At 62.4% G+C, this 25,824-nt stretch carries 25 protein-coding genes; 11 read left to right on the top strand and 14 right to left on the bottom strand.

Annotated elements, in window-relative coordinates:
* Positions 1 to 8: 8 nt before the first annotated feature.
* Positions 9 to 572 (bottom strand): NTP transferase domain-containing protein, encoded by a 564-nt coding sequence (locus ASE52_RS05715; RefSeq protein WP_057224442.1) that lies wholly within the window; start codon positions 570 to 572, stop codon positions 9 to 11.
* 83 nt (positions 573 to 655) lie between these two features.
* Positions 656 to 1,423: an SDR family oxidoreductase gene (locus ASE52_RS05710; protein WP_057224440.1), complete on the bottom strand. Its 768-nt coding sequence runs from the start codon at positions 1,421 to 1,423 to the stop codon at positions 656 to 658.
* 100 nt (positions 1,424 to 1,523) lie between these two features.
* Here ASE52_RS05710 and ASE52_RS05705 point away from each other — a divergent pair, with 100 nt between their 5' ends.
* Positions 1,524 to 2,474 carry a LysR family transcriptional regulator gene (locus ASE52_RS05705; RefSeq protein ID WP_057224438.1) on the top strand — a complete coding sequence of 317 codons (951 nt, stop codon included), beginning with the start codon at positions 1,524 to 1,526 and terminating at the stop codon, positions 2,472 to 2,474.
* On the opposite strand, the gene ASE52_RS05700 is transcribed toward ASE52_RS05705, so the two are convergent.
* The 3 genes from ASE52_RS05700 to ASE52_RS05690 form a co-directional block, all read right to left on the bottom strand.
* Positions 2,461 to 4,752 carry a xanthine dehydrogenase family protein molybdopterin-binding subunit gene (locus tag ASE52_RS05700; protein WP_057225254.1) on the bottom strand — a complete coding sequence of 764 codons (2,292 nt, stop codon included), beginning with the start codon at positions 4,750 to 4,752 and terminating at the stop codon, positions 2,461 to 2,463. The genes ASE52_RS05705 and ASE52_RS05700 overlap by 14 nt on opposite strands.
* 15 nt (positions 4,753 to 4,767) lie before the next feature.
* A complete protein-coding gene (locus tag ASE52_RS05695; protein ID WP_010458214.1) occupies positions 4,768 to 5,229 on the bottom strand; it encodes a (2Fe-2S)-binding protein in 462 nt (153 codons plus the stop codon).
* Positions 5,230 to 5,406: 177 nt separating this feature from the next.
* Positions 5,407 to 5,979 carry a TetR/AcrR family transcriptional regulator gene (locus ASE52_RS05690; RefSeq protein ID WP_010458216.1) on the bottom strand — a complete coding sequence of 191 codons (573 nt, stop codon included), beginning with the start codon at positions 5,977 to 5,979 and terminating at the stop codon, positions 5,407 to 5,409.
* A gap of 134 nt (positions 5,980 to 6,113) precedes the next feature.
* Here ASE52_RS05690 and pdxH point away from each other — a divergent pair, with 134 nt between their 5' ends.
* From pdxH to ASE52_RS05650, 9 genes are all read left to right on the top strand, one after another.
* Positions 6,114 to 6,767, top strand: a complete 654-nt coding sequence (pdxH, locus tag ASE52_RS05685) for a pyridoxamine 5'-phosphate oxidase (RefSeq protein ID WP_057224436.1) — start codon at positions 6,114 to 6,116, stop codon at positions 6,765 to 6,767.
* A 39-nt stretch (positions 6,768 to 6,806) separates the two neighbouring features.
* Positions 6,807 to 7,202, top strand: coding sequence for a VOC family protein (locus tag ASE52_RS05680; RefSeq protein ID WP_057224434.1), 396 nt, complete (start codon positions 6,807 to 6,809; stop codon positions 7,200 to 7,202).
* A gap of 104 nt (positions 7,203 to 7,306) precedes the next feature.
* Positions 7,307 to 7,966: a TetR/AcrR family transcriptional regulator gene (locus ASE52_RS05675; protein WP_082606766.1), complete on the top strand. Its 660-nt coding sequence runs from the start codon at positions 7,307 to 7,309 to the stop codon at positions 7,964 to 7,966.
* A 297-nt stretch (positions 7,967 to 8,263) separates the two neighbouring features.
* The gene (locus tag ASE52_RS24940) at positions 8,264 to 8,557 is read left to right on the top strand and encodes a hypothetical protein (protein ID WP_082606765.1); all 294 of its coding nucleotides are present in this window, start codon (positions 8,264 to 8,266) and stop codon (positions 8,555 to 8,557) included.
* A 121-nt stretch (positions 8,558 to 8,678) separates the two neighbouring features.
* A complete protein-coding gene (locus tag ASE52_RS05670) occupies positions 8,679 to 9,680 on the top strand; it encodes an NADP-dependent oxidoreductase (RefSeq protein ID WP_057224430.1) in 1,002 nt (333 codons plus the stop codon).
* Between the two features lie 113 nt (positions 9,681 to 9,793).
* Positions 9,794 to 10,498, top strand: coding sequence for an SDR family oxidoreductase (locus ASE52_RS05665; protein ID WP_057225252.1), 705 nt, complete (start codon positions 9,794 to 9,796; stop codon positions 10,496 to 10,498).
* 51 nt (positions 10,499 to 10,549) lie between these two features.
* Entirely contained in the window at positions 10,550 to 11,518 is a 969-nt protein-coding gene (locus ASE52_RS05660; protein ID WP_198928062.1) for an alpha/beta hydrolase, read from the top strand.
* A gap of 63 nt (positions 11,519 to 11,581) precedes the next feature.
* On the top strand, positions 11,582 to 12,382 hold the full coding sequence (locus ASE52_RS05655; RefSeq protein ID WP_057224428.1) for an SDR family oxidoreductase: 801 nt from the start codon (positions 11,582 to 11,584) through the stop codon (positions 12,380 to 12,382).
* Between the two features lie 75 nt (positions 12,383 to 12,457).
* Positions 12,458 to 13,534, top strand: a complete 1,077-nt coding sequence (locus tag ASE52_RS05650) for an alkene reductase (RefSeq protein ID WP_057224426.1) — start codon at positions 12,458 to 12,460, stop codon at positions 13,532 to 13,534.
* Positions 13,535 to 13,817: 283 nt separating this feature from the next.
* Here ASE52_RS05650 and ASE52_RS05645 read toward each other — a convergent pair whose 3' ends face one another.
* Positions 13,818 to 14,774, bottom strand: coding sequence for an AEC family transporter (locus tag ASE52_RS05645; RefSeq protein WP_057224425.1), 957 nt, complete (start codon positions 14,772 to 14,774; stop codon positions 13,818 to 13,820).
* A gap of 248 nt (positions 14,775 to 15,022) precedes the next feature.
* On the opposite strand from ASE52_RS05645, the gene ASE52_RS05640 reads away from it, so the two are divergent.
* Positions 15,023 to 15,565: a DUF1697 domain-containing protein gene (locus tag ASE52_RS05640; RefSeq protein WP_057224422.1), complete on the top strand. Its 543-nt coding sequence runs from the start codon at positions 15,023 to 15,025 to the stop codon at positions 15,563 to 15,565.
* A 34-nt stretch (positions 15,566 to 15,599) separates the two neighbouring features.
* On the opposite strand, the gene ASE52_RS05635 is transcribed toward ASE52_RS05640, so the two are convergent.
* The 8 genes from ASE52_RS05635 to ASE52_RS05600 form a co-directional block, all read right to left on the bottom strand.
* On the bottom strand, positions 15,600 to 16,289 hold the full coding sequence (locus ASE52_RS05635) for an HAD family hydrolase (RefSeq protein WP_057224420.1): 690 nt from the start codon (positions 16,287 to 16,289) through the stop codon (positions 15,600 to 15,602).
* Positions 16,290 to 16,338: 49 nt separating this feature from the next.
* Entirely contained in the window at positions 16,339 to 17,424 is a 1,086-nt protein-coding gene (locus ASE52_RS05630) for an ABC transporter ATP-binding protein (RefSeq protein WP_057224418.1), read from the bottom strand.
* 110 nt (positions 17,425 to 17,534) lie between these two features.
* Positions 17,535 to 18,902, bottom strand: coding sequence for a HAMP domain-containing sensor histidine kinase (locus ASE52_RS05625; protein WP_057224416.1), 1,368 nt, complete (start codon positions 18,900 to 18,902; stop codon positions 17,535 to 17,537).
* Positions 18,899 to 19,633, bottom strand: coding sequence for a response regulator transcription factor (locus ASE52_RS05620; protein WP_010458244.1), 735 nt, complete (start codon positions 19,631 to 19,633; stop codon positions 18,899 to 18,901). The genes ASE52_RS05625 and ASE52_RS05620 overlap by 4 nt, the downstream gene beginning before the upstream one ends.
* A 104-nt stretch (positions 19,634 to 19,737) precedes the next feature.
* Entirely contained in the window at positions 19,738 to 20,109 is a 372-nt protein-coding gene (locus ASE52_RS25500) for a hypothetical protein (protein WP_140426140.1), read from the bottom strand.
* 251 nt (positions 20,110 to 20,360) lie between these two features.
* Positions 20,361 to 21,071: a glycosyltransferase family 2 protein gene (locus tag ASE52_RS05610; RefSeq protein ID WP_241776926.1), complete on the bottom strand. Its 711-nt coding sequence runs from the start codon at positions 21,069 to 21,071 to the stop codon at positions 20,361 to 20,363.
* A 75-nt stretch (positions 21,072 to 21,146) separates the two neighbouring features.
* On the bottom strand, positions 21,147 to 22,037 hold the full coding sequence (locus ASE52_RS05605) for a UbiA family prenyltransferase (RefSeq protein ID WP_082606764.1): 891 nt from the start codon (positions 22,035 to 22,037) through the stop codon (positions 21,147 to 21,149).
* The gene (locus tag ASE52_RS05600; RefSeq protein WP_140426139.1) at positions 22,034 to 25,618 is read right to left on the bottom strand and encodes a glycosyltransferase family 39 protein; all 3,585 of its coding nucleotides are present in this window, start codon (positions 25,616 to 25,618) and stop codon (positions 22,034 to 22,036) included. Before ASE52_RS05600 ends, ASE52_RS05605 begins: the two co-directional genes overlap by 4 nt.
* Positions 25,619 to 25,824: the final 206 nt, after the last annotated feature.

The raw sequence follows: 25,824 nt of genomic DNA, 5'->3' as shown, positions 1-25,824 counted from the left end.
CTTCGCCGCTACCCGCGCGCTGCCAGCAACTGCGCAGCGCGCTCCAGGTCCTGCACAGTGTCCACATCGGTCACCGTGCCCACATCGTCCACATCCATCCACCGTACCCTGCCCTGCTGCGCTTGCTGGCGCACCACGCTGGCAGCGCCGTGCTCGCCTGTCAATGCCAGCAGCCCCGGTTGGCATTCGGCGGCAAAACCCACGGGGTGACCGCGCTCGCCCTGGTACACCGGCATGGCCACGGCACAGTCCGCCTCCGCAAGGGCGGCAGCAATGGTGCGCAAGGTTTCGGGTAGTACCAGCGGCAGATCCCCCGGCAACACCAGCCAGCCCGGCGCATCCGCTGTGGCGCGCACGGCTGCCGCAATCGAATCCCCCATGCCCGGGTGCCCGGCATCCTCCAGATGCCAGGGCAGCCCGCTGGCACGCACGGCGGCCAGGGTGTGCTCCAGCACCGTTTTGTCACCCAAGGGGGTGCGCAGCTTGTGCACCGTGCCGCCCGATGCTGCAAAACGCTCGCCCCGGCCAGAGGCCAGCACCAGCACCACGGGAGGCGAGGGATTGAGAGACATGGAGATAGAACCTGCGTTGGGCAATGGGCCGTGCGGTGCACAGCGGGCGCGATTCTAGGCCGTTCGCCGCACTGCGACTTGACTCAGGCCAGCGTGTACCCACCATCCACCACCAGGTTGTGCCCGCTCACAAAACTGGCCGCGTCCGACAGCAAAAACAGCACCGGCCCGACCATCTCGGCCGGTGCTGCTGGACGGCCCGCCACCGATGCCTGCAAGGTGCTGCGCATCGCATCCTCATTGCCAAAGGCAGCCAGTGCCATGGGCGTGACCGTGGGCCCTGGGCTCACGGCGTTCACGCGGATGCCTTGCTGAAAATATTCCATCGCCGCGTTGCGCGTGAGGCCGAGGGCCGCGTGTTTGCTGGCGGTATAGGCACTGATGCCGTTGAACCCCACCTGGGACGAGATGGACAGGTTGTTCACGATGGCGCCGCTGCCGGTCTTCAGCATGGCCGCAATCTGGTGCTTCATGGCATAGAAGATGCCCATCGTGTTGGCCTGCAGCACCGCCTGCACATCCGCAGCGTTCAGGGTGTGCAGGGGGCCGGCGACCCCCAGGGCACCTGCGTTGTTGAAGGTGCCGTCCAGGCGGCCAAAGTGCTCCACCGTGGCCTCGACACTGCGCTCCACGCTCGCCTCATCGGTCACGTCCAGGGCCGTGACCCAGGCCTGTCCACCGGCGGCGCGCACCCGCTCGGCCACGGCCTCGCATTCGGCCGTGCGGCGCGCGGCCAGCACCACGTTGGCCTTGTGGCGCCCCAGCGCCAGGGCGGTTTCGGCACCAATGCCCGAGGACGCCCCACTCACCCAATAGGTTTTGCCGGCAAGGTTCCATTCGCTGTTTTGCATGTTCTCTCCTGTGGTTTTGCAAGTCAGCGGGCAGCTTATTGTTGAAGTCAGAATAGATAAATGGCCTGAGAATACACATATCAATGAATGAATTTCACCAATGAGCCTGGACCTCGCCGATCTCAAACTCCTGAGCACCATCGCCCGCCACCTGAGCTTTCGGGCCGCCGCGCAGGACCTGGGCCTGTCGGCTTCGGCCATCAGCCATGCTGTGCGTTCGCTGGAAGAGCGGGTGGGCGTGCGCATGTTCAGCCGCACCACGCGCAGCGTGGCGCTGACCCCAGCGGGGCGCCAGTTGCTGGACCGCGTGGGGCCTGCCCTGCAGGACATTGCTGCGGCCATCGACGACATCAACGCGTTTCGCGACACCCCGCAGGGCCAGCTGCGCATCAACGCGCCGCGCTCCGCGGGCGACCTGGTGCTGGGGCCGCTGATTGCGCAGTTTCTGGCGCAGCACCCGCAGGCCGAGGTCGAGCTGGTGCTGGACGACGGGCTGGTCGATATCGTAGAGAGTGGCTTTGACGCCGGCGTGCGCTATGGCGAACGCCTGCAGCAGGACATGGTGGCCCTGCCGTTGGGGCCACCGCAGCGGCTGATGGTGGTGGCCGCACCCGCCCTGCTGGAGCGCGTGGGCATGCCGCACACCCCGCACGATCTGCTGCAGATGCCCTGCGTGCGCATCCGCTTTCCGAGCGGGGCGCGTTATGCGTGGGAGTTTGAAAAAGCCGGCGAGAAGATTGCCGTCGATGTGCAAGGGCGCCTGACCGTGGGCGACATGCCGCTCATCCTGCAGGCGGCCCTGGCGGGCGTGGGTTTTGCGTACCTGTACGAACCCTACGCGCGCGAAGCCCTGGCCCGCGGCGCACTGGTGAGCGTGCTGGACGATTGGTGCCCGCCCATCCCGGGCTTCTACCTGTACTACCCCAGCCGCAGACAGCCCACGGCCACGCTGCGGGCGTTTCTGGCGCTGGTCAAGACGGCCACCGCATCAGCAGCGCCCGGGGGTGACGCGCCCTCCCCCCGGGTGCGCGCCGCACTCAAGCCAGCTTGAACGGCAGCTCGCGCGGTGTTTTGCCCGTGAGCTGGGCAATGGCATTGGCAAAAGCCGGTGCCAGCGGTGGCAGGCCGGGCTCACCCATGCCCTTGGGTGGGTCGGCACTGGGCACGATGTGCACCGTCACCTGCGGCATGTCGGTGATGCGCGGCACGGCGAAGTCGCCAAAGTTGCTTTGCTCCACCACGCCGTCCTTGAGCGTGATGGCGCCGCCGGGCAGGCACATCGACAGGCCCATCAGCGCCGCGCCCTGCACCTGGGCTTCCACGCTTTTGGGGTTGACCACCAGGTTGCAATGCACGCCGGCCGTGATGCTGTGCAGCTTGGGCGTGCCGTCTTTCACGGACGCTTCCACCACATAGGCCACCACCGACTCAAACGACTCATGCACCGCCACGCCCCAGGCGCGGCCAGCGGCCAGCTTCTTCTTGCCATAGCCCGACTGGGCCACCGCCAGCTGCAGCGCGGCCTTGTGGCGCGGGTGTTTGTCGCCCATCAGGGCCATGCGGTAGGCCACGGGGTCTTGCTTCGTGGTCCGCGCCACTTCGTCGATGAGGGTTTCCATGGCATAGGCCGTGTGGGTGGAGCCCACACTGCGCCACCACAGCACGGGCACGTTCACGTCGGGGTGGTGCACCGACAGCTTCATGGGCACGTTGTACGGCTCGCCCATGCCTTCGGTGGTCGTGGCGTCGATGCCGTTCTTGACCATGAAGGCCTCGAACGGCGAGCCCTTGGTGATGGACTGGCCCACGATGGTGTGGTCCCACGCCAGGATCTTGCCCTGTGCGTCGAACCCGATTTCGGCGCGGTGCACGTGCATGGGGCGGTAGTAGCCGCCCTTGATGTCGTCCTCGCGGCTCCACAGGGTGCGCACCGGGGCGGTGATGCCCGCCGTGCGCGCGGCCTTGGCCACGCCGCAGGCTTCCACCACGTAGTCGCTGGTGGGAATGGCACGGCGGCCAAAGCCACCACCCGCCATCTGCGTGTTCACCTTGATGTTCTGCGGCTGCAGGCCCAGCGTCTTGGCGGCGGCCATGGCGTCAAGGCCGGGCATCTGCGTGCCCATCCATAGCTCGGCCTTGTCACCATCCAGCTTCACGGTGCAGTTGAGCGGCTCCATGGGCGCGTGCGCCAGGTACGGGAACACGAATTCGGCGCTGATCTTGTGGGCAGCGCTCGCCAGCGGCGCCATGTCGGCCTGCATGGCCACGTTGCCGGGCTTGGTGGCCAGTTCGCGGTACTGCGCCAGCAGTGCCGTGGTGTCGGGCTTGCCCACCGCGCTGGTGTCCCATTCCACCTTCAGCGCATCGCGCCCCTGCTTGGCGGGCCAGTAACCATCGGCCACGATGGCCACACCTTCGCCACCCCGGTCGGTGGGCACGCGCAGCACGGCTTTCACGCCCTTGATGGCTTTGGCGGCGCTGTCGTCCAGCGACTTCAGCTTGGCGCCAAACACCGGCGGGCGCGCCACCACGGCCGTCAGCATGCCAGGCAAGCGCACGTCAATGCCGTAGTCCTGCTGGCCGCTCGACTTGGCCTTGGCGTCCAGCCGCCCGGTGGGCTTGCCGATGAGGCGGAACTGCTTCGGGTCCTTCAAGGTGACCTTTTCGGGCACCGGCTGCTTCATGGCCGCTTCGGCCAGCGCGCCGTAGCCCAGCTTCTTGCCCCCGGGGCCGACGACGAAGCCGTTGTTGGTGCGTAGTGCCGAGGCATCCACGCCCCACTGCGCGGCAGCGGCCGAGACCAGCATGGCCCGGGTGCGCGCACCCAGTTCGCGGTACTGGGTGTACGAGTTCTTGATGGAGTTGGAGCCGCCCGTGAGGTGCATGCCCATCATCGGATCGGCATAGGCCTGGTTGGCATCGCCGTGCACGCTGCGCACCTTGCTCCAGTCGGCATCCAGCTCCTCGGCCAGGATCATGGGCAGGCCGGTCTGCACGCCCTGGCCAAAGTCCAGGCGGTTGATGGTGACGGTGACCGTGCCATCGGCGTCGATGCGGACAAAGGCTGAAGGCTGCTCGAACGGCTTGAGGCCTGCGGGGGCTGCTGCTGCGGCACCCTGCGCGGCAGCCACCAGCGGAAACGCGCCCAGGGCAAAGCCCGACGCCGCCGACACCTTGAGGAAGGTGCGGCGAGCCAGGCCTTCAATACCCTGTATTGCATCGTTTACTCCTGAATTGGTAGCTGCTTGCGCTTTATCCATAAGCGCTAGCAGGTGTTTTGGCATAAAAATATGGGCTTGGCCCTGCAGGGCATGAGCATCAAAGTGCATGGTGTTCTCCTTCAATCAAGCCAGGGTTTTGGCTGCGTCATGGATGGCCGCACGGATGCGCACATAGGTGCCGCAGCGGCACACGTTGCCTGCCATGGCCGCGTCGATGTCGGCGTCACTGGGCTTCTTCTTGCCCTTGAGCAAGGCGGTGGCGCTCATGATCTGGCCGCTCTGGCAGTAGCCGCATTGCGCCACATCGTGTTTCACCCAGGCCGCGTGCACGGCCTTGCCCACCTTGTCGCTGGCCGTCACAGCCTCGATGGTGGTGATCTTCTGGCCCGCTGCCGCCGAAATCGGCGTGATGCACGAGCGCACTGGCGCGCCGTTCAGGTGCACCGTGCAAGCCCCGCACAAAGCCTGGCCACAGCCAAATTTGGTGCCGGTCATGCCCAGCGTGTCGCGCAGGGCCCAGAGGATGGGGGTGGATTCATCGGCATCCACAGCCGTGTCTTTGCCATTGATGTTGAGGGTGGGCATCGTGGGGTTCTCCGTGGGAAAGGTGTTGTTGTGTTGGGGGCGGTTGGGTAGACAGGGATGGCGTCAGCGACGCCATCGGCCATGAAAGGGTTGGAGCGTGGTGCGTGGCATTTTTAAGAGAATATAAATTCGATTAAAAGATCAACCTCGGGCAAAAAAAGCTTCGCTGTCTCCCACTCAGGCCTTCAATGCGTCCCAGCACAGCCCAAAAGCCATCTGGTGTACGGCTTCTTCGTCGGGCAGCACCTTGGTGCGGATCAGGTTGCCCGTCTCGCGCACCGACCCCACCAGGCTGGCCGTGAGCAGCGGGATCGGCACGGCCTTCAATATTTCTTGCTGCTGGCCTTCTTCCATCAACGCAAAAAAACCGGCCATCAGGCGGGTCGAGAATTCGCGGTTCCCATCGGTGAACCAGGGCGAGTTGTAGTACTGCTCCTGGAACACCACTTCGGCATACTGGTCCAGCCGGTGCCGCAACAGGTTGCCCCAAGCACGCCGCACGCGGGCGCGGTAGGGCATACCAGGCGCGATGCCCTCCATGATGCGGGCGGCCGTGACCGTCTTGGCATCTTGGTAGAGCTGGCTGATGAGTTCATCCTTGGACGGGTAATACACATACAGCGTGCTGGTGGCAATGCCCGCTGCGCGGGCGATGTCGGCCAGGGTCAGGCCGCTCAGGCCCGTCTGAGCCACCAGCTCGAAGGTGGCCTGGGCGATGGCACGCTGTTTTTCGTCGTCTTTGGGTTTCATCGATGCAGCAATATAAGCGAATAGTTATTCGGCGACAACCGGGGTCATCGAAGACCCCACGTTACCCAGATCCCGCCTAGCCGTCACGCTCTTTGCAGCGTGCCCACCCTTGCTGGCAAGCGCCCTGCCCCCGCATGCACAATCGGCCCATGACCACCTCCATCGCCGACCTTCGCAAGAGCTACGAGCGCGCCGAACTCAACGAAGACGCCTCGCACGCCGCCCCCCAGCAGCAGTTTGACCAGTGGCTCAAAGAAGCCATCAGCGCCGAAGTGCCCGAGCCCAACGCCATGACCCTGGCCACCGTGGGCAGCGACCTTCGCCCCAGCACCCGCATCGTGCTGATCAAGGGTTATGACGAGCGCGGCATCGTCTGGTTCACCAACTACGACAGCCGCAAGGGCCGCCAGATCGCGGGCAACCCCTACGCAGCCCTGCAGTTCCACTGGGTGGAGCTGGAACGTGTGGTGCGCATCGAAGGCGTTGTGGAAAAGGTCAGCGATGAAGAGAGCGACGAGTACTTTGCCAGCCGCCCGCTGGACTCCCGCATCGGCGCCTGGGCCAGCCCGCAAAGCCAGGTGATCTCCGGGCGGGGCGTGCTGGTGGCCAATGCGGCCAAGTACGGCGCGCAGTTTTTGCTCAAGCCACCCCGCCCACCGCATTGGGGCGGGTATCGCCTGAAGCCTGATCAGTGGGAATTCTGGCAAGGGCGCAAGAGCCGGTTGCATGACCGGCTGCGGTACCGGATGGACGGCGGCGAGTGGGTGCGGGAGCGGCTGGCGCCCTGAGCGCCGCTTCTGGCGGCACAAGCACGGACGAGGAACAGCATGTTTTCGCACATCTTTGTGGGCGTGGCGGATTTTGATCGCGCCATGGCGTTCTACCGGCCAGTCATGGCTACCCTGGGTATCGCGCAGCGCTTTGTGGACCCATCCCGTCCTTGGGCCGGCTGGCAAAGCAGCCCCGACCCGCGCCCCCTCTTCCTTATCGGCCGCCCTTTTGAAGGTGAGCACGCGCCGGGCAATGGCCCAATGACGGCCTTTGCCGCCAGCAGCCGTGCGCAGGTGGATGCCGTGCACGCTGCGGCCTTGGCGCACGGTGGCCATTGCGACGGGCCACCCGGCCTGCGGCCGGAGTACCACGCCAACTACTACGGCGCGTACTTCCGAGATCCCGACGGGAACAAACTCTGCGTGGCCTTCCATGGGGCCGTAGACGCCTGAGCCGAAGGCGCCCCCGGCGTTTTTTTGACTATCTCGTCGCCACGAAATCTCTCGACCCAGCAGTCCGGAGCGTTGGGCGCTGGACGCCGCAGTCGTTCCCAAGAATGATCCGTGGACGAACAAGGCTTAGAAAATATGATGATCGTAATAATTTCTGTTATAGTTGCGGTGTGAAAAACGCTGTCCCCTCTCGCAAAGAACTGAGCCACGAGCGCATCGTGGCGGCTGCTGCACGCGCCATCCGGCGCAATGGATTCAGCGGAGCGGGAGTGGCGGACATCATGAAGGACGCAGGCCTCACGCATGGTGGCTTCTATTCCCACTTCCCTTCTCGGGAAGCGATGCTTGCGGAAGCCACAGACAGAGCGGGCGCAGAAACCGTTGGGCTCGCCGAGTCTGCAGCTGCGTCGGTTCCAGCCGATCAAGCGCTGGAGGCCATGCTAGAGGCCTATTTGTCGGAACAGCATATCAACAATCCGGATGTTGGTTGCCCTATGGCAGCCCTCAGTTCGGAGCTGGCCCGCCAAGCCCCCGAGGTGCGGCGTGCAGCCACCCGGCGAATGAAAGAAATGGTGGATGTGATCGCACGACAGTTGCCCACCTGGGGAACACCAGAAGCCCACGAGCGAGCACTTTTTCTGGTTGCCACCATGGTGGGAGCCGTTTCCCTGGCGCGCGCCGTAGACGATCCTTCGCTGGCTGGAAGGCTCAGCAAAGCTGCTTTCAAGTACGCCCGCTCCAGTGGTGAAGAGTCGCAAAAATAGCTTCCATTTTTTTTGGGGTTAAATTATGATGAATATCATATTATAAACTGAGATGAATTGGAAAAGTCGAAAATCAGCCTATCGATGGCTTGTTCTCTGGCCTGTTTCGGCGTTCTTGTTTGCACAGAAATATGATGATCATCATGAAATTTTTCAGCCGTCGAACTTTGAAACGCCCTATTGATTGCCTTGACCACCAACCCTTCCACAGCAAACCACGCTGAGTGACTCGCCGAAAAGCCTGGCATTCAGCATTTTCCGAGGCGCCTGAGCCTCATTTCCTAGGAGATATCCACCATGAACACCTTCTCTCGCTTTCTCTCCCTCGCAGTAGTCGCAACGCTCACCTCAGTCGGCGCACAAGCTGCTGAGTTGGATCCAGCGCAATTTGCCACCCAGTTTGAGGGCAACCGCACGCGGGCTGAAGTCGCCGCAGAAGCTGCACAAGTACCCATGACCCGAAGCCAGATCCCTTCGGGCTCCAAAGCCGAGTCTTACAAGTCTGTGGCTGACCGCGCAGCCATCCGGTCACAGGCGGCAGATGCAGTCCGTACTGGCCAGATCTCCTCTGGCGAGACTGGCGCGCGCTAACTTGACGAAGGTGATGCGGTCCTTGTCTCGATTTGAAATATGACGAAAATCATATAAACACAATTTGACCGTCGCCAGTGGGCCGTTCACCAACCTGGATACGCCAGGAGTAAGGAAAACCATGAAAGCATTTGTCATTGATCGCTACAGCAAAAAAGGGGATCTTCGATTGGCCGAGCTGCCAACCCCGGAGCTGCGCGACGACGAAGTCCTGGTCCAGGTCCACGCTGCGGGTGTGAATCTTCTGGACTCGAAGATCCGCAGTGGAGAGTTCAAGCTCATCCTGCCTTACAAACTGCCCCTCGTCTTGGGCCACGACGTGGCTGGCGTGGTCACCCAGGTGGGCCCCCGCGTGCGGCAGTTCAAAGTGGGTGATGAGGTCTACGCACGGCCGGACGACTTTCGCATCGGTACGTTTGCTGAATTTGTGCCGGTGAAAGAGGCCTCGCTGGCGCTCAAGCCGAAGAACATCACCATGGAAGAAGCAGCGTCCCTTCCCTTGGTGGCGCTGACGGCCTGGCAGGCGCTGGTCGAGAAGGCCCAAATCAAAAAGGGCCAGAAGGTCTTTATCCAGGCGGGCTCTGGCGGCGTGGGGACCTTTGCCATCCAGCTGGCCAAGCATCTTGGTGCCACGGTGGCCACGACCACCAGCACGGCCAATGCCGCACTGGTGAAGGCCCTTGGGGCCGACGTCGCCGTGGACTACAAGACGCAGGATTTTGAGGACGTATTGCGCGACTACGACGTTGTATTGAACAGCCAGGACGGCAAGACCCTCGAAAAATCCCTGCGAGTGCTCAAGGGGGGTGGAAAACTCATTTCCATTTCCGGCCCGCCGGATCCCGATTTCGCAAGCGCGATCAAGGCCCCCTGGTTCGTGAAGCTGGTCGTGCGGCTGCTGAGTGCAGGCGTCAGGCGCAGGGCATTGGCGCGCCGGGTCGGCTATTCGTTTCTCTTCATGAGGGCCAACGGAAGTCAGCTGCGCGAGATCACGCGCCTGGTGGAGGCCGGGGTGATACGGCCTGTGGTGGACCGGGTCTTCTCGTTTGAGTCCACCAATGACGCACTTGCGTACGTCGAGGGGGGCCGCGCCAAAGGCAAGGTCGTGATCAAGGTGCGGTAGTCACCCAAAAAACCAATCAGAGCAAAGCCAAGCAGGGCCAAAGGCAGACATGGCTCGCCTGGTTTGGCTTTGCCCTGCGCAACGAATTCTTGATTTTTGGACTGGAGTTTTTTATGAAGATTGAAAACGCTGTAGCCCTCGTGACGGGCGCCAACCGTGGCATCGGCCTGGCCTTTGCTCGTGAACTGTTGAACCGTGGTGCGCGCAAAGTCTATGCCGCCGCCCGGGACCCCGCCTCTGTCACCCTGCCCGGTGTGCATGCGCTGAAGCTCGACGTGACCAAGCCCGACGAAGTCGCAAACGCTGTCGCCCAGGCCGGGGACGTGACCTTGCTCATCAACAACGCGGGCATCGCCCAGCCAGGGGGATTTCTCGCTGACGACAGCGAAGAGGTCGCACGCCGCATCTTCGAGACCAATTTCTTCTCCGTGCTGCGCATGAGCAAGGCCTTTGCGCCCATCCTGAAGAGCAATGGCGGCGGCGCCCTGCTGAATGTGCTGTCCGTTGCCTCCTGGGTGAACGGCGGAGAGCTGGCCGCCTACTCCGCCAGCAAATCTGCCGCCTGGTCGCTCACCAATGCCCTGCGCAACGAGTTGCTGGCCCAGAAAACCCAGGTGCTCGGCCTGCACATGGCGTACGTGGACACCGACCTCACCCGGGGATTCGATGTGCCCAAGTCAAGCCCTGAAAAAATCGTTCAGCGTGCGCTGGATGGACTCGAGGCGGGTCTCGATGAAGTCCTTGCGGACGAACTCACCATGCTGGTCAAAAACGGCATGACGGCAGCCAGGCCGAGCTACCTCCACCCACTGGGCTGAGCATGCCCCGATACCCCGCCCTTGTGTCTTTGGCCTAGCGAAAGCCCTCCCATGACTCCACTGCTGAAAAAAGCGGCCGCCACGCTGCTTGCGCTGGCCGCCCCTTTTGCCTCCACCCCATCGCATGCCCAACAGGCTGCGCCCGATGGCACAAGCCGTGCCGTGCCAGTCGCAAGCCAAGAGCGGCCGACCTGGGTCAAGGTTCCCACGCAGACCATCTCGGCGGGCGGGGTTGACTTTGCCTACCGTGAACTGGGCAAGCACCACGGCGGGACACCTCTGATTCTGCTGGTCCATCTGGCTGCGGTCTTGGACAACTGGGACCCACGGGTCGTGGACGGGCTGGCAGCGCAGCGCCATGTGATCGCATTCGACAACCGGGGGGTGGGCGCATCCAGCGGCGCGCCATCGACCACCGTGGAGCAGATGGCCGACGATGCGATCACCTTCATCAAGGCCAAGGGCTACCAGCAGGTCGATCTGTTCGGTTTCTCGATGGGCGGAATGATTGCCCAGGAGATTGCCTTGAAGGAGCCAGATCTGGTTCGCAAGATGATCCTCGCCGGCACGGGCCCAGCGGGTGGTGAAGGCATCAGCTCCGTTGCGGGGGTCGCCAATCTGGATCTCTTGCGAGGCCTTCTCACGGGCCAAGATCCCAAACAGTTCCTGTTCTTCACCCGCACGCCGGGCGGCATCGAAGCCGGCAAGGCATTCCTGAAACGGCTGTCGGAGCGCATAGACGATCGTGACAAGGACATCACGGTGAGTGCCTACGTGGCCCAGTTACAGGCCCTGAGCGCCTGGGGCAAGAAGGCGCCCGCCGATCTCTCCCGGATCAGACAGCCGGTGCTCGTCGCCAACGGAGACAACGACCGGATGGTCCCGACGATCAACTCGCACGACCTGGCCCGGCGCCTACCGAACAGCCAACTGATCATCTATCCAGACGCGGGTCATGGAGGGGTCTTCCAGTTCCATGCTGACTTCGTATCCAGCTCGCTCGAATTCCTTGCCCGATAGATCAGATCGAAGCATTCGCTGGTCAAACGCTCAAATCAAATCAATTCAATTGGAAAGCTATCAATGACAAATCACCATCCTAGAAAATTCGCCCTTGTCACCGGGGCCTCCTCCGGCATCGGGGCCGTCTATGCAGACCGCCTCGCCGCGCGTGGATACGACCTCATTCTTGTCGCCCGGCGCGCCGACCGCCTGGAAGCCCTCTGCGCCCAGATCGCAAAGGCGCATGGCGTCACGGCCGAGCCCATCGTGGCCGATCTGACCCAAGATCACGATGTGGCGCGCATCGAAACGGTTCTGGCCACCAATGGGGATGTGCAAATCCTGGTGAACAACGCCGGCCTTGCGCGCCTGGCACCGGCCGCCCAGATGGAGGCAAACGACGTGCTGTCCCAAATTGCCCTCAACATCACAGCCCTGACGCGCCTGACGCAAGCTGCGGTGCCTGCCTTCGTGGCGAGGAAGCAGGGCCTGATCATCAATATCGCATCCGCCCTCGCCGTCCACGCGCTACCGATCAGCGCCATCTACAGCGGCACCAAGGCCTTCGTATTGCAATACAGCAGAGGCCTGCAGCAAGAACTGGCGGAAACTGGAGTGAAGGTTCAGTTGCTCCTGCCCGCATCGACAGCCACCGAGATCTGGGATCTTTCAGGCGTCCCGCTGGCTGCCCTCAACAAGGAGACCTTGATGACGACCGAACACATGGTCGATGCGGCGCTCGCGGGCCTGGACCAGGGCGAAACGATCACCTGGCCATCCGTCGCCGATGCCAGTCTGTGGGAAAAGTACGAGGCCGCTCGCTCCGCACTGTTTGCTGGCACCCAAGCTGGAAAGCCCGCCCCTCGTTACCAGATCGCTTGATGCCAGCGAACTGACCGCTGGCTGCTTTTCCCCTTCTCTCTCCCTTCCGCTCTTTGCATTTTCCAAGGACAGCCCATGCTTTTTGAAGCCTTCTCCCTGCGTGCCACCCCGCTCAGCAATCGCACGGTGATGTCGCCACTCACGCGCAGCCGCGCGAGCGACAGCAACACAGCCAATAGCCTGATGGCCACCTACTACGCCCAGCGTGCAAGCGCTGGCCTCATCATCACGGAAGGAACCTCACCGTCACCCAACGGCTTGGGCTATGCCCGCATACCGGGGCTGTTCAATGACGCCCAGGTACAAGGCTGGAAGTTGGTGACCGATGCGGTTCATGCAAAGGGCGGCAAGATCGTCGTGCAGCTGATGCACACCGGCCGGGTGTCGCATCAGGCCAACCTGCCGGCAGGTGCCGAGGTGCTTGGACCATCGCCCGAAACCTGCCCTGGCGAAATGTGGACCGATGCGCAAGGCAGCCAGCCACACACGCCGCCGCGCGCCATGACAGAGGCCGACATTCAGACCGTGGTCGGCGAGTACGCCACGGCCGCGCGCCTTGCCATCCAGGCTGGCTTCGACGGCATCGAATTGCACGCAGCCAACGGCTATCTGCTGGAGCAATTCCTGAACGCCAATGTCAACCGCCGCACCGATGGTTACGGCGGCACGGCCGAAGGGCGCAACCGGCTGGTGCTGGAGGTCGCCCACGCGGCCGTGAAGGAGATCGGTGCTGAGCGCGTCGGCATCCGCCTTTCGCCCCATGGTGTGGTCAATAGCACTGGCGCATTCGAGGGCGTGGACGAGCAGTACCTGGCGCTGGCCAAGCAACTCTCCGCCCTCGGCCTCATGTACGTTCACGTTCTGGACCATTCGGCCATGGGTGCCCCGCCGGTTCCGTCGCAGCTAAAGGCCAATTTGAGGGCTGCGTTCGACGGCCCTTTCATCCTCGCAGGCGGACAGGACAAGGCGAGCGCACAACAGTCTCTGCACGAGGGCCGCGCAGACCTTGTCGCCATGGGCAGGCCTTTTATCGCCAACCCAGACCTGGTCGAACGCATGCGCCAAGACGCGCCTTTGAACGCACCCGACCCCGCCTCGTTCTACACGCCCGGTGCCAAGGGCTACACGGACTATCCGACGCTCGCAGGTTGAGCATCGCATCCAGCGTTCCCGACTGCGCTGGCAGGCCGTTGGATTCCTGGGCCGTTCTACACGACAAGGAGAAGGCTTTGGGTACCTGCTCAACCAGCAACATCGGGAAATGGGCGCTGGTGACCGGAGCGTCCAGCCGCATTCGTGCGGCCTGCTGTGGTTTCAGCGCCTGATGGACCTCCTGCTGCCGCAAAAGTGAGGGCAGCATGAACCGCCTGAATGCGCAGAGTTTCCCGGAGGCAAGGGGCAGCGGAAAACCGCCGTGCAGATCATCCCCTCAAATTCAGTTCGCTACCCAGCGCGTCACTGCCAAGATCACCACCGGCATCGTCACCAGCCCCAATGCCGTAGACACCGCCACACTCGCCGTCACTTCATCCTCGGCCACCGCGTAACGCTGCGCAAACAGGAACACGTTGGCCCCCACCGGCAGCGAGGCCGCCACGATCATGACCGCCAGCGGCATGCCTGACAGGCCCAGTGCCCAGCCCAGCGCGGCCAGCACGATGGGGTGCAGGACGCATTTGACGAGTGCAATGCGCAGGGCGGCCTTGAAGTGGTGGCCGACCTTGGTAAACGCCAGCGTCACCCCCACCAGCAGCAGTGCAATCGGCCCCAGCGCCTGGCCCAGCAGCAGCAAGGGTTTGTCCACCACCTGTGGCACGACCAGACCGGTCTGTGCAAACAGCAGGCCCGCAATGATGGGAAGTGGCACCGGGTGCACGATGCCGTTGCGCATGGCCTGCAGCACGGTCCGCCACAGGGGCTGCTGCGCCCCGCCCTCGCGGCCTGCATGTTCGCGTGCGGCGGCCAGTTCAAACACCACGGTGGCAGCGGTCAGCAGGATGAGCGAGTGCACCGAGATCAGCGTGAACAGCGTGACCAGCCCCGCGTCGCCAAACACCAGGCCCACCAGCGGCACGCCGATCATCAGCGTGTTGCTGAAGGTGTTGGCCAGCGCTCGCGCCGCTGCCAGCGTGTTAAAGCCCTGCAGTGCCAGCGTGGCCGCGTACACCATGCCAAATGCCACAAAGTAGATGCCCACAGGGCCGAAGTCGAGGTCCTGGATGTGCACCGTGCTCATGGTGCGAAACAGCAGCGCGGGTGTGAGCACCATGAACACCAGGTTGGCCAGGTCCTTCACCGCCGCCGCCCGGATCCAGCCGCGCCGTCCCACGTAAAAGCCGATGGCGATGAACAGGATGACGGGGATCAGCGAGGTGAAGACAGCGGAGTTCAAGGTACAAACCGGCAGGCGAACAATGGGCGGGCCCCTATTGTGGCTTGACTGGCGAAGCACCGCCTCCATTTGCTATTATTTTAATAGCTATTGGCGCAATACCATAAAGCGCTGGGCGGCTATTTTCTTCCAATTCAATCCAATCCAATCCTCTTCGAACTGGAAGCAGGACCCGCTGGCACTTGCACCGATGGCAGCCGATGTGGCGCTGTGAGGTATTCTGAAACACCGCCCTGTTCCTTCCGCCCATGAAGTTCGCCGCCTTCTTCCGCAATCTGAACCTGGGCCATGGCAATGCGCCGTCGCGTGCCGCGCTGGAAAGCGCATTTGTGCAAGCCGGGGCCGATGAAGCCGCCTCGTTCCAGACCAATGGCACGGTCGCCTTCAGCGCGCGCGGCGTACGGCCCGCGCGCAAGATTGCACGGACGGTGCAGCAGGCGTTGGCCAACGCGCATGGATTTGACGAACCCGTATTTGTGCGGACCATGGCCTACCTGCACACGCTGATGGCTCGCGATCCGTTTGTGGGCATGGACAAGGCGCCGCCCATCTACGACTTCTACGTGACCTTTCTGCACGACGACGCGAAGGTATTGCCCGCGCTGCCTACCTGCAATGCCCGCAGAGACGTCCAGGTGCTGCTCTACACCGACGCCGAGCTGCTGTCGCTGAGCCACCTGACCGGCAAGACTCCGGGAAACCCGAACGTGTTTGCCGAACAGCTGCTGGGCCTGCCCGCCACCACGCGCACCTGGGGCACGGTGGCCCGGCTGGTCCGCAAATTTGGCTGAGGCAGGGCCTGCGTTTGCGCGATGGCCGCTGCGTTCAGGCCCGCGCGGGCAAGGCGTCCGCCTGCCGTTGGCTGGCCGGCGACAACAGCTTCAACACGCCTTCCAGCCCTTCCACCTGGTGGTCGGCCAGCTCCCAGGGCTGCACACCGGGCCGCACGGTCTGCACGGTGGTGGCCCCCAGAGCGCGTCCGGCTGCCAGTTCGGACAGAGGGTTGTCTCCAATCACCAGGGCCTGCTGCGGTGTGCAGCCTTCGCGCGCCAGGATCTGCTCGAAGAGGGGCCGTTTGCCGTGCAGGGCACCGACTTTGTCCAGGGGGTCATCAATGGCGTCGATGAGCACCTGTTCAAACCACGGCCGGATGCCGAGCGCATCGATCTTGCTGTCCTGCAGGCGCCGAAATCCACTGGTGACCAGGTAGCGCCGCAAGGGAATCCGCGGCAGCAGACCGACGTCGGGGTAGCCCTGCAGCGGCGCGCGCACCTGCATCTGGCTGAACTGCTGCCAGCCCGCCGCGCGCATGGCCGGCGTGAAGCGGTAGCGCTCCGCCACCAGGTCAAACGCCGTGAACCAGCATTGGTGCAGGGCCTGCTCCAGCACGGCGGGGGTCAGCGTGTGCCGATTGGCCTGCCGGATGGCTTCAAAAGCAGGCTCGAACAACGGCCCCACGGCCCGCGCGTCGAGCAGGCAGTTGTCCAGGTCAAAGATCGCAACGGCGTAGTGCATGCGGATAGCGCTCCAATAGAAAAATGGAATGGACGAATGGCACTGCGCCTCACCTGCCGACCACGGAGACACCGTGGTCGGCCAGCGTCAGGCTCACGGGGGCCCCCACATCCAGCTCCAATTGCACCTGGGGCGAGACCACGAAGATCTCGCCCAGCGCGCTGGCAAATGTGTATTCCATGATGCTGCCCAGGTAGGTGCGTTTGGTCAGCCGCGCCGCCACCCCGGTAGACGTGGCAGGCCCGATGACCCAGGCCTCAGGCCGCACCGCGATCTTGACGGGGCCAGGCGCCAGCGCGGCGGACGACGGCACGCGCAAGGGGCCGAGCTGGGCATAGCTGCCGCCTGCCGGGTTTACCGTATCTGCCGCGTGGTTGTGGCCCTCGAACAGCATGGCCTCGCCCATGAAGCCCGCCACAAACTCGGACGCAGGCTGCTCATACAGCTCACTGGGCGCGCCGCGCTGGGCGATGGCGCCCTTGTTCATCACCACAATCTGGTCGCTGACCGCCAGCGCCTCGCTCTGGTCGTGGGTGACATAGGCCACGGTCAACCGCAGGCGCTGCTGCAGTGCGCGGATTTCCTCGCGCATGGAGCGCCGCAGCCGGGCGTCCAGGTTGGACAGCGGTTCGTCAAACAGCAGCACGGCGGGTTCCAGCGCCAGTGCCCGCGCCAGCGCCACGCGCTGTTGCTGCCCGCCGGACAGTTCGTGGGGCCTGCGCAGGTCCAGGCCATGCAGGCCCACGGTGTCGAGCATGGCGCGGGCCTTGTCGCGCACCTGCTCTTTGTCGGAGTGGGCCGTTTGCAGCCCGTAACACACGTTGTCGATCACATTCATGTGCGGAAACAGTGCATAGCTCTGGAACACCAGGCTCACATTGCGTTGCGCCGGACCGAGGGTGGTGACCTCCTGGCCGTCGATGAAGATGCGGCCCGCCGTGGGTGATTCGAGCCCGGCAATCATGCGCAACGTGGTGGTCTTGCCGCAGCCCGACGGCCCCAGGATGGTGGTGAGCGTGCCACGCGGCACCGTGAAGCTGATGTGGTCCACCACCAGCGGGTCGCTTTCAGAAGCGCCGTAGCGTTTGCACACGCCCTGGAATTCAATGCCGTAGGAAGCAGCGGGGTTCGTCATGGGGCACGCGGTGAATGCGTCAAACACGGAAGGGTAAAAAGCGGTGGATGAAAAACGGACTTGAAATGCGGGGCGGCATGCTGCGGATGGGTTCTGTGAGTGAATGGGGCTTAGTTCCACGCCACCACCGCGTCCACGCCAATGACCTGGCCTCCATCAAGGCGGTTGAACAGCGTGACCTCGGCACCCATCGACTCCGCGATCTGCCGACAGATCGACAGCCCCAGGCCCACGCCGCCCTTGCCCGCAGAAAACGGCTGGAACAACCGCTGCCGCACGGCATCGTCTATGCCAGGGCCTTCGTCCCACACCAGCACCTCCCGCCGGCCGGTGCAATTGCGCAGCAGCACCCCCAGCCGCCCGTGCGCGGGCGTGTGGTGGATGGCGTTGGCCAGCAGGTTGCGCATCAGCTCCCCCAGCAAGGCCGCATCGCCGGGGGCCGACAGTTCGGGGCCTTCCAGCGCAAAGTCGAGCCGCTTGGCGGCGATCAGCGGCGCCAGCTCCATCACGGCCTCGCGCGCAATGGCGTTCAGGTCCACGCTGGGCAGCTCGCCCATGCGCTTGAGCTGCTCCACCTTGCTCAGGCTCAGCAGCTGGTTGGCCAGGCCCGAGGCCCGGTCCACCGTGTGCAGCATCTGGTGCAGGGCATCGGCCACCAGCATGTCGCCAGAAATGGCCGACTGCAGCTGTGTGCGTAGCACCGCCATGGGGGTGCGCAGCTGGTGCGTGGCATCGGCCAGAAAGCGCCGCTGCTCCTCGATCCAGCGGTTCTGGCTTTGCTGCAGCTCGCCAAAATGCTGCACGGCCGGCGCAAGTTCGGACGGGCCTTCATACCCATGGCCCGGGCTGCCTGCACCCGGCTGGGTCAGTGACACATCCGCGTGCCGCAACCATCCCGAGGCCGTGCGTGCCAGCACCACCACCACGGCGGTCATGGCCAGCGCCAGCAGGTACACCGTGCGCAAACCGGCGCTGCCGCCCAGCAGGCGGGACACGCTGGGCACCCGTTCGCTCAATGGGCGGGCGACCTGGCGCACCACGGGCTCGTCGGCGCCCTGCCCGTCCCCAGTTGCCTCAGGCTGGTGCAGCGTGACCGCCACCCGCACCAGTTGATCCCCCACTTGCGCAAGGTAGAAATGCACACTGCCCTGCCCTTGCGCCGCCTCGGTGGGTGGCACACGCGGCAAGGCGGCGCTGCCGGCCAGGCGCTCGCCATCCACGCGGCTTTCGCGAAACCACGCCGCAGGGGCCGGCCCCAGGAGGGATTCATCGGATGCACCGGGCGAGACCTCTGGCCAGTGCGCCAATGCGGTGCGCAGGGCTTCGTCCTGCGCTGCGGCGCCATGCCGCACCTGCTGCACCACGTGCGCGGCGGTGATCAGGGCCACCAGCGTCCACAGCGGCCCCAGCAGCCACACCAGCAGCAGCCGTTGCAGCGAGCCGCCACGCGGGTGCCAGTGCCTCCAATGCACGCTCACCGGGGGGACCCTCCTTTTTCGGCTTTGTCGCCCTTGTCGCTTTTCTCCCCTTTTTGCGCGGCCATGCTGTCGGCATCGCACAGCAGGTAGCCCACGCCGCGCAGCGTGACGATTTCGGCATTGGTGCCCACCAGTTTCTTGCGCAGCCGGTGCACCACCACCTCCACCGCATCGGCCTGCACCTGCTCATCCGTGTTGGCAAACACCTGGGTGCGCAGCTCTTCCTTGCTGACGACCCGGTCGATGCGCGACATCAGGAGCCGCAGCAATTCGGCCTCGCGCTGCGACAGCTCCAGCGGCAGCGCATCGTTGTAGAACACGCCACTGGCCGGGTCGCGGTACAGCGTGCCGCAGCGCAATTGCCCGTCGCGCCCCACCCGGCGCGTGAGCGCCCGCAGGCGCGCCACCAGCTCGTCCAGATCAAAAGGTTTGGCCAGATAGTCGTCGGCCCCCGCCTCCAGCCCCGCCACACGGTCGGTCACCGCGGCGCGGGCCGTCAGCGCCAGCACGGGCGTGGTGCTGCCGCCATCGCGCAGGCGCCGCAGCACCTCCAGACCATCCAGGCCCGGCAAGGACAGGTCGAGCGTGATCACATCAAAAGCCGTGCGCCGCGCCGCCGCCAGGGCCTCTTTGCCGTCGGCACAGCACAGCACTTCAAAACCGCGCGCCACCAGGCTGCGGCTCAAGGCACCGGCCAGATCAAAATCGTCTTCGACCAACAGCAGTTTCATGCTGCGATCATGCCGCCTGCGGGCGGGCTCCGGCCACTGTGCTTTTACCGAGGGGGGATGAAAGCAAGTCGAAAGCCGCAGTGCGCCGAGGCCAGACTCTCGGGTCACACCACCGAATCTGGTAGCCGCCAAACCGGGTGCACCACCGCATGGGACGGTGCGGAGAAGCGCTTTGTCCAGTGGCTGATCTCTCGCAGGCGCAGGCTTTCACGCAATGCATCACCCGCATGGCGGACGTTCTGGGCGCATTGCACGGGGTTGTTTTCGAAAAGATGGAGTTCAGAGGCGATGTGCCCGGCATCTCGAAGCAGCGCGGTGGCGGCCCCTTTGCGATAGGCCTTGTGGAGCATGCGAAGGTCGATGACCACGCACCGATGGCCTGCGCGGAGCTTGGAGACCAGGCCTGTGTAGTGCCTGGAATCCCTGAAATGGGGAGAATCCCCCGCCGCCTGATCCTGAAAGTCGTCGTAGAGCATCCAGCCCAGAGCCTCCAGGCGCCTGGCTGCATGAGACTTGCCTGAACCTGGGAGCCCTCCAAAAAGCACAAGGCGCGTAGCCCCGTGGGGGGAAATCCTGGCACTCTGCGCACCGATCACCACAGACCCCTCCATCAGCGCGACATCCTGCATTGCCGGGCGAACCAATTATTCTTGGCCACGCTGGTTTGGGGAAAGGTCGCCAAAGATATTCGGAGTGAAAGATTAATCATCGACGTTGATCAACACAATCACCGAAAGATATTGTATTTTACGATGCAGTAGAGGGCTCTTACACCGTCCTTCCATCCGATTTTCTTGCCTTCATCGTAGGTTCTTCCGAAATAGGAAATTCCCACCTCGTAGATGCGGCAGCGCAATTTCGAGACTTTGGCCACGATCTCCGGCTCGAATCCGAATCTGTTTTCTTCAATGCGGATGGATTGGATTATTTCGCGTCGGAAAGCCTTGTAGCAGGACTCCATGTCCGTCAGATTCAAGTTGGTGAATACGTTGGAGGCCAATGTCAGGAACCCATTGCCCACGCGATGCCAGAAGTACAAAACGCGGTGGCAATTTCCACCGATGAAACGCGAGCTGAACACTACGTCAGCCCTGTTGGATAAAATGGGTTCTATCAAAATAGGATATTCATCTGGGTTGTATTCAAGATCGGCATCCTGAATGATGACGATATCCCCGGTGGCATGTTGGATGCCAGACCTGAGCGCCGCCCCCTTGCCTTGATTGGTTTCATGAAGGACAAGCCTGTCAATCTTGCCAGCCAAATCATTCGCAAGTATCTCTCTGGTTCCGTCCGTTGAAAAATCATCGACAACAATGATTTCTTTCAACGGAAAAGGTGCCGCGCGGACCGCATCCACAATGGCCCGAATTGTGTTTTTCTCGTTAAAGCACGGAATGACAATCGTCAGCTTCGTCGAGGAAGGCATGCGTTGCATTTTTGAGATTATTTTTGTTTGCACGTTATTTTCATTGGCAACAATAGGCCATTACCAAAAATGGCAGCGATTTTTTTACGCCAAAATCACAAAAACGACCATGCCGATGCCGATGCCCGCGTAAAGCACGCGATAGCGCGCCTGTAGGCGACGCACAGCCTCGAACGTGAGGCCTTCGTGCAGCGCCTGCAGCATCCAATACAAATGCACGGGGTAGATCGCTGCAACAAGAAGGGCCAGCAACTGCGGGACCGTCCCCTTCATGGCCAGCGCGATCAACAGGGCATCGGCCAGCGTGAAAAGCACGAAGCTGGCAATGAAACTCTGTTTCTTGCCAAATTTCACGGCATTGGTTTGAATGCCGTTGCGGAAATCTGCATCGCAGTCGCGTACTTCTTGCGTCAGGTGTCCTGCACTGAATATGGTGGCAAAAAATAATCCGATCTGCAGGCCATTCATGTCAGGGTTTTTAAATACCGAGTAGCCCAGCAAAAAGTGCAGCAACCCACTGACCACATGGAGCAGTGAGTTCGCAAGCGGGATGCCCTTCATGTAGACATGGGGGACGGAATACAGTGCGCTCGCGACCGCGATCATCAGCCCAATCACCAGCGTTGTACGGCCCAACTGGTTGAAAGCCATCAGGCTCAGCAAGAGCAGGATGAGCAGCAACGCCCCGATCTCATTGCGCCGGATACCACGATTCAGAAAAACCCCTGCCGATCGGGTCGGGTCCCGAAGATCCTGGTGAACGCCAGACCAATCGTTGAGCATGAAGACGTGGGCCACCAGGAAGGCGTTTCCAGCAGCCAGCAGCAACAGCAGCGCCGCGCTCTGGTGCGTGAAGTGGCCCATGGCAAACACGGCGCCCAGCAAGGGCGCACCCTGGAGCACCAGCACCTCGTCGAATCGAATGCACGACAACAAGCGCAAAAACCACCGGGCTCTTTTGGGACTGTCCATCATGGCGTTTTCTGAACCGTGCGCTCGCCATCGGCTGCGTTGCTGTTGTTGTTGCTGTCATTGGCGGCCAGAAGGCCCAGGCGCACGCTTTCCAGATACAGCCTCAGCCAGATCGCATACCCCACGTCTTCCGACCAATAGAACCTGCGTACCGAGGCGGTGAGATCGTTGTGGTACAGCAAGGGTGGATTCAGCTTGACCAGCGAGAAGTCATTTTTCGACAGCTCCTGCAACAACCCAAGAACCTCCGCTGACGTGGGTGCCTTGCCGGTGCCTTCCTCCAGCCGCTGCAGCATGTGGCCCGCGTTCAACCAGATTTCTTGCCCTGGTACGGCCGTTTGCAAACGCGATGGGGGCAGTTGCACATCACAGCCAACGGCTTTCATGTCGGCCTGGCGCATGGCGGGTACCAGCGGAGCCCTTCGGTAATAAACCCAGAGGCGGTCCTGGTCGATGGCGTGGCGAAGTGCGCTGCACAGCGACTGGGCCGCCGGTGGGTCGGCCTGCGCCAGCCACATCAGCACATGCATCTGGATGGCCACGTCGGTGGGATTCGGGTCGACGCCCGGGTCGATGCACCGGTATTCATTGCGTTGCCCCAGCCAGGTTTTGTACAGGCCTTCGGCGGTACGGTACTGCATCAGCGCCGCCAGGGCGGGTGATCGCAGTGCATCGGCGCCGGGCGCCAGCCTCCAAACCAGGGCGGTATCGTCGGAATCGGGCGTGATGGGGCACAGCCCGTGTGCGGTCATGGCAGCGCCGTCAGGCCGGCCGTGGTACCGAACGAGTCCGTTGGCCTCGATCTGGTTGCGCAGATGGGTGCGTGCCCGTTCCAGGCTTCCTCCCAGCCCGGCGGGGCCAGGCTTTGGGCCGAGAACATCGACCACCATCGATGTGACGTAGGTGTTCATCTCCAGCTTCGTCTTTTCAAAGCGCTCTTCGCTGGTGTAGGAGGTCAGCCAGTAGCCTTCAACCTGCTGGCGGCGGCTGATCAGGCCCACCGCCTTGAGCGCGCTGTGTGCCAATTCGCCGTGGCGCGTGGGGCTGGGGTCTTGCCCCCCTCTGTCGGGCGAAGTTGACCGCGTCGCGCCCGCGGCCGCAACTTGCGCCTGTTCGATGCGAATCTCGTGAAGGCCGATCACCAGGTTCCGGGTATCTCCATTGGGCAGCGGCTTGATCGTGGCGGTATCCGTTGCAAAGAAACTGAGGGTGTTCCGCCCCGCATGGAGACGGGTGCGTGCCACGACGGAAGCCTTCCCCCGGAAGGTGTGTTCACCACCCACAGGGATGCCGCCATGCAGCACCATGACCCGGCGGTCGGGCGCCGTCAGTCCGTGGCCCGGGGATACATCGAACCGGATGTCCACATCGCGGTCTTCCCGGGACCACAGCGCGAACTCGATGCCCTCGGCATGCCCCTGCCCCATCCACAGGAACCCATGCTCTCTGCGCCCAAGATTCTCAATGGGCCACGGTGTCTCCAGTGAGGCTGGGTCGATCCCCACCTTGGTTTTGAGGGCGTCGTCGATCCTGATCAATGGCGCAGCGGGGGGGGCTTCCGCCGTCTGGAAGGGCCGCTCGTTCACCAAAGCGGTGCCGCTGACTTCGAACAACCGCATGCGGGGTGTCTTGAGGGGGATGGCCTTCAGTCCGGCTTGTACGGTCAGCCACTTCACCATTTCGCGGGTATCGACGGTCGGGAACCACTCGAAGAACACTTGGTTGTCGTTCTGGATCAAGACGTGGGTCACTTTTTCCGCTGCAATCAACCGGCCCATTCGTTCCGGATCAAAAGGCCCCGTGCCCCAAGGGATCACCGCATTGGAAAAACCTGTTTCTGGTGAAAAGAGTGAATAGTCGCGGGCATCCTGGTTTCCTACGAAAAGAATGCGGGAGCCCGTCGGCATCATCGACCCGGTAATTTCCTCGAAAGGCTCGCTGCGCAGTTTTTCCGACGCGGGTGCTGCAATCGCCTGTACGGCGTCGTAAGCCAGAGCCCTCATGGGTTGGTATGCAGAATAGGCGACCACCATCGCAACGAGGGCCTGGGCAAATTTCTTTGTCGAAAGGTGCGGTGCGACCAAGGCAATGCCGATGGGCAGCAGCAATGCATAAGGGCCGATGAGAAATCGCCCAGGCACTTCAGACTGGGCCATCCACCGCGCGCCAAAAAGAACGGCTCCCAGCAACGGAACGGCCAGCAGCGTTTGTGCTGAAACCGCAGTCAGCCTCACGTGTGGCCAGGTTGTCACCACGTTGCGAATCAGAAGCGGCGCGGCGATCAGCAACACAGGAATCCACAGCAGCCCCCACAACGAAAACCGTGTGGAGTGCTCTGGCAACGAATACACGAAACTACCTGGCCACGAGCCCTTGTTTTCACCCGCCAGGGGGGCGCCTGCGCCCACGGAATAAATGAATTGGTTGGCTGCGCTGCTGATGCGGGACCGTGTTTCGGACGAAGCCGGAACGTCCGGCAATTCCAGGAGCAAGAATACAAAACGAACGGCGTGCGTGTAAATCACCTGCGGTGTGATATCCGCCTGCACAACCCGCCGGACTTCCTGGGGGCCCAGGGGATGCTGGTAAAGCGCCGTGTTGAATGCCAATGGAATGAGCAGCGAACTCAAAACACCCGCACACACCCATCCTGCGGCGAGGGCCTTGAATCGCACCGTGAATGAAAATGGACCCGGTGCCCACCACAAGATCAGCAGCAAGCTGGGGATGATCGATACAGGAAAAGACCGGACATTGATGCTCAATACCGTAAAAATCCCCAGGAAAAAATACTTGAGCTTCGATCCGTCAGGCTGGGTGCAAATGGAAACCACCCAATAGGCAACACCCAGCAAGGTGACGATGGACCAGATTTCTGGCTTGAGCCCCGTTGCACTGAATGCTACAAGCGGCGTGGATATCAAAATCAGCACACCCACCAGAGCAACCGTCTGGCTTAATTTCAACGCACGCAATAGGTAATATTGGCCCATTGCGGCCAGCGGGAATGCCAGCCAAAACACAAGGCGGCCCACGGCCTCGGCTTTCGTCAGCAGCACCGGCCACAGAAAAAACAACTCACTGCCAAAGGGAATCATCGTCTGCCGGATGTTGTGCGTGTCAAACGGGAATACCGTCTGGTGCTGAATCCAGTAGATGACCCGTGAGGCGTGGTACATCCTGTCGTCGTAATTTTGAATAGGGGCTGCGGCCTGCATCACCAGCGACACGAAGAGGATCGCGCAAATGGCAACCAGTGTTATCACTCCCCGCTGTGACAATCCCATCCAAAATGCTGCCAGCCTTGCGCGCTGCCCTCCCCACGCCTCCAGAAAACCACGAAGCGTGGGCCGGCCCATACTCTTGGTGAATTGCAAGGTGGCAATACAAACAAGCACTTGAAGCAGCATCCACGCCGCTGGATTCAATTTGTGAACCAGGGAAGTCAGGCTTGCAAGCGCGCCAACCTGAAGCATCACGCTTGCAATAAAAATCCAGAAACCGTCGGCCGGCGACCTGGCAAAGCATGAGGCCCAACGCTGCGAAGGCCATATAATCAACAAGAAAGAAATGAAGAAAATCATATATTCATGCGATATTTATATCAATTCGCATTAATATAAAATTATCAATCAGCATTGTTGATTTTATAAAACAGATAGTTACCAGTGTGAATATAACATGCCGCCTCACTGCAGATCATCTCTTGGTTATCCGAAAGATCGGCGCAAATACTCCGAAAACATGCAGTGAGCGGGTGCGAAAGGCCATGCCCGTGGGGGAAACCCAC

It is taken from the genome of Acidovorax sp. Root275 (assembly GCF_001428965.1).
GTDB classification, from domain to species: domain Bacteria; phylum Pseudomonadota; class Gammaproteobacteria; order Burkholderiales; family Burkholderiaceae_C; genus Acidovorax; species Acidovorax radicis.
The sequence above is the reverse complement of the archived record's forward strand: the minus strand, read 5'-3'. Positions and strand labels throughout refer to the sequence as shown.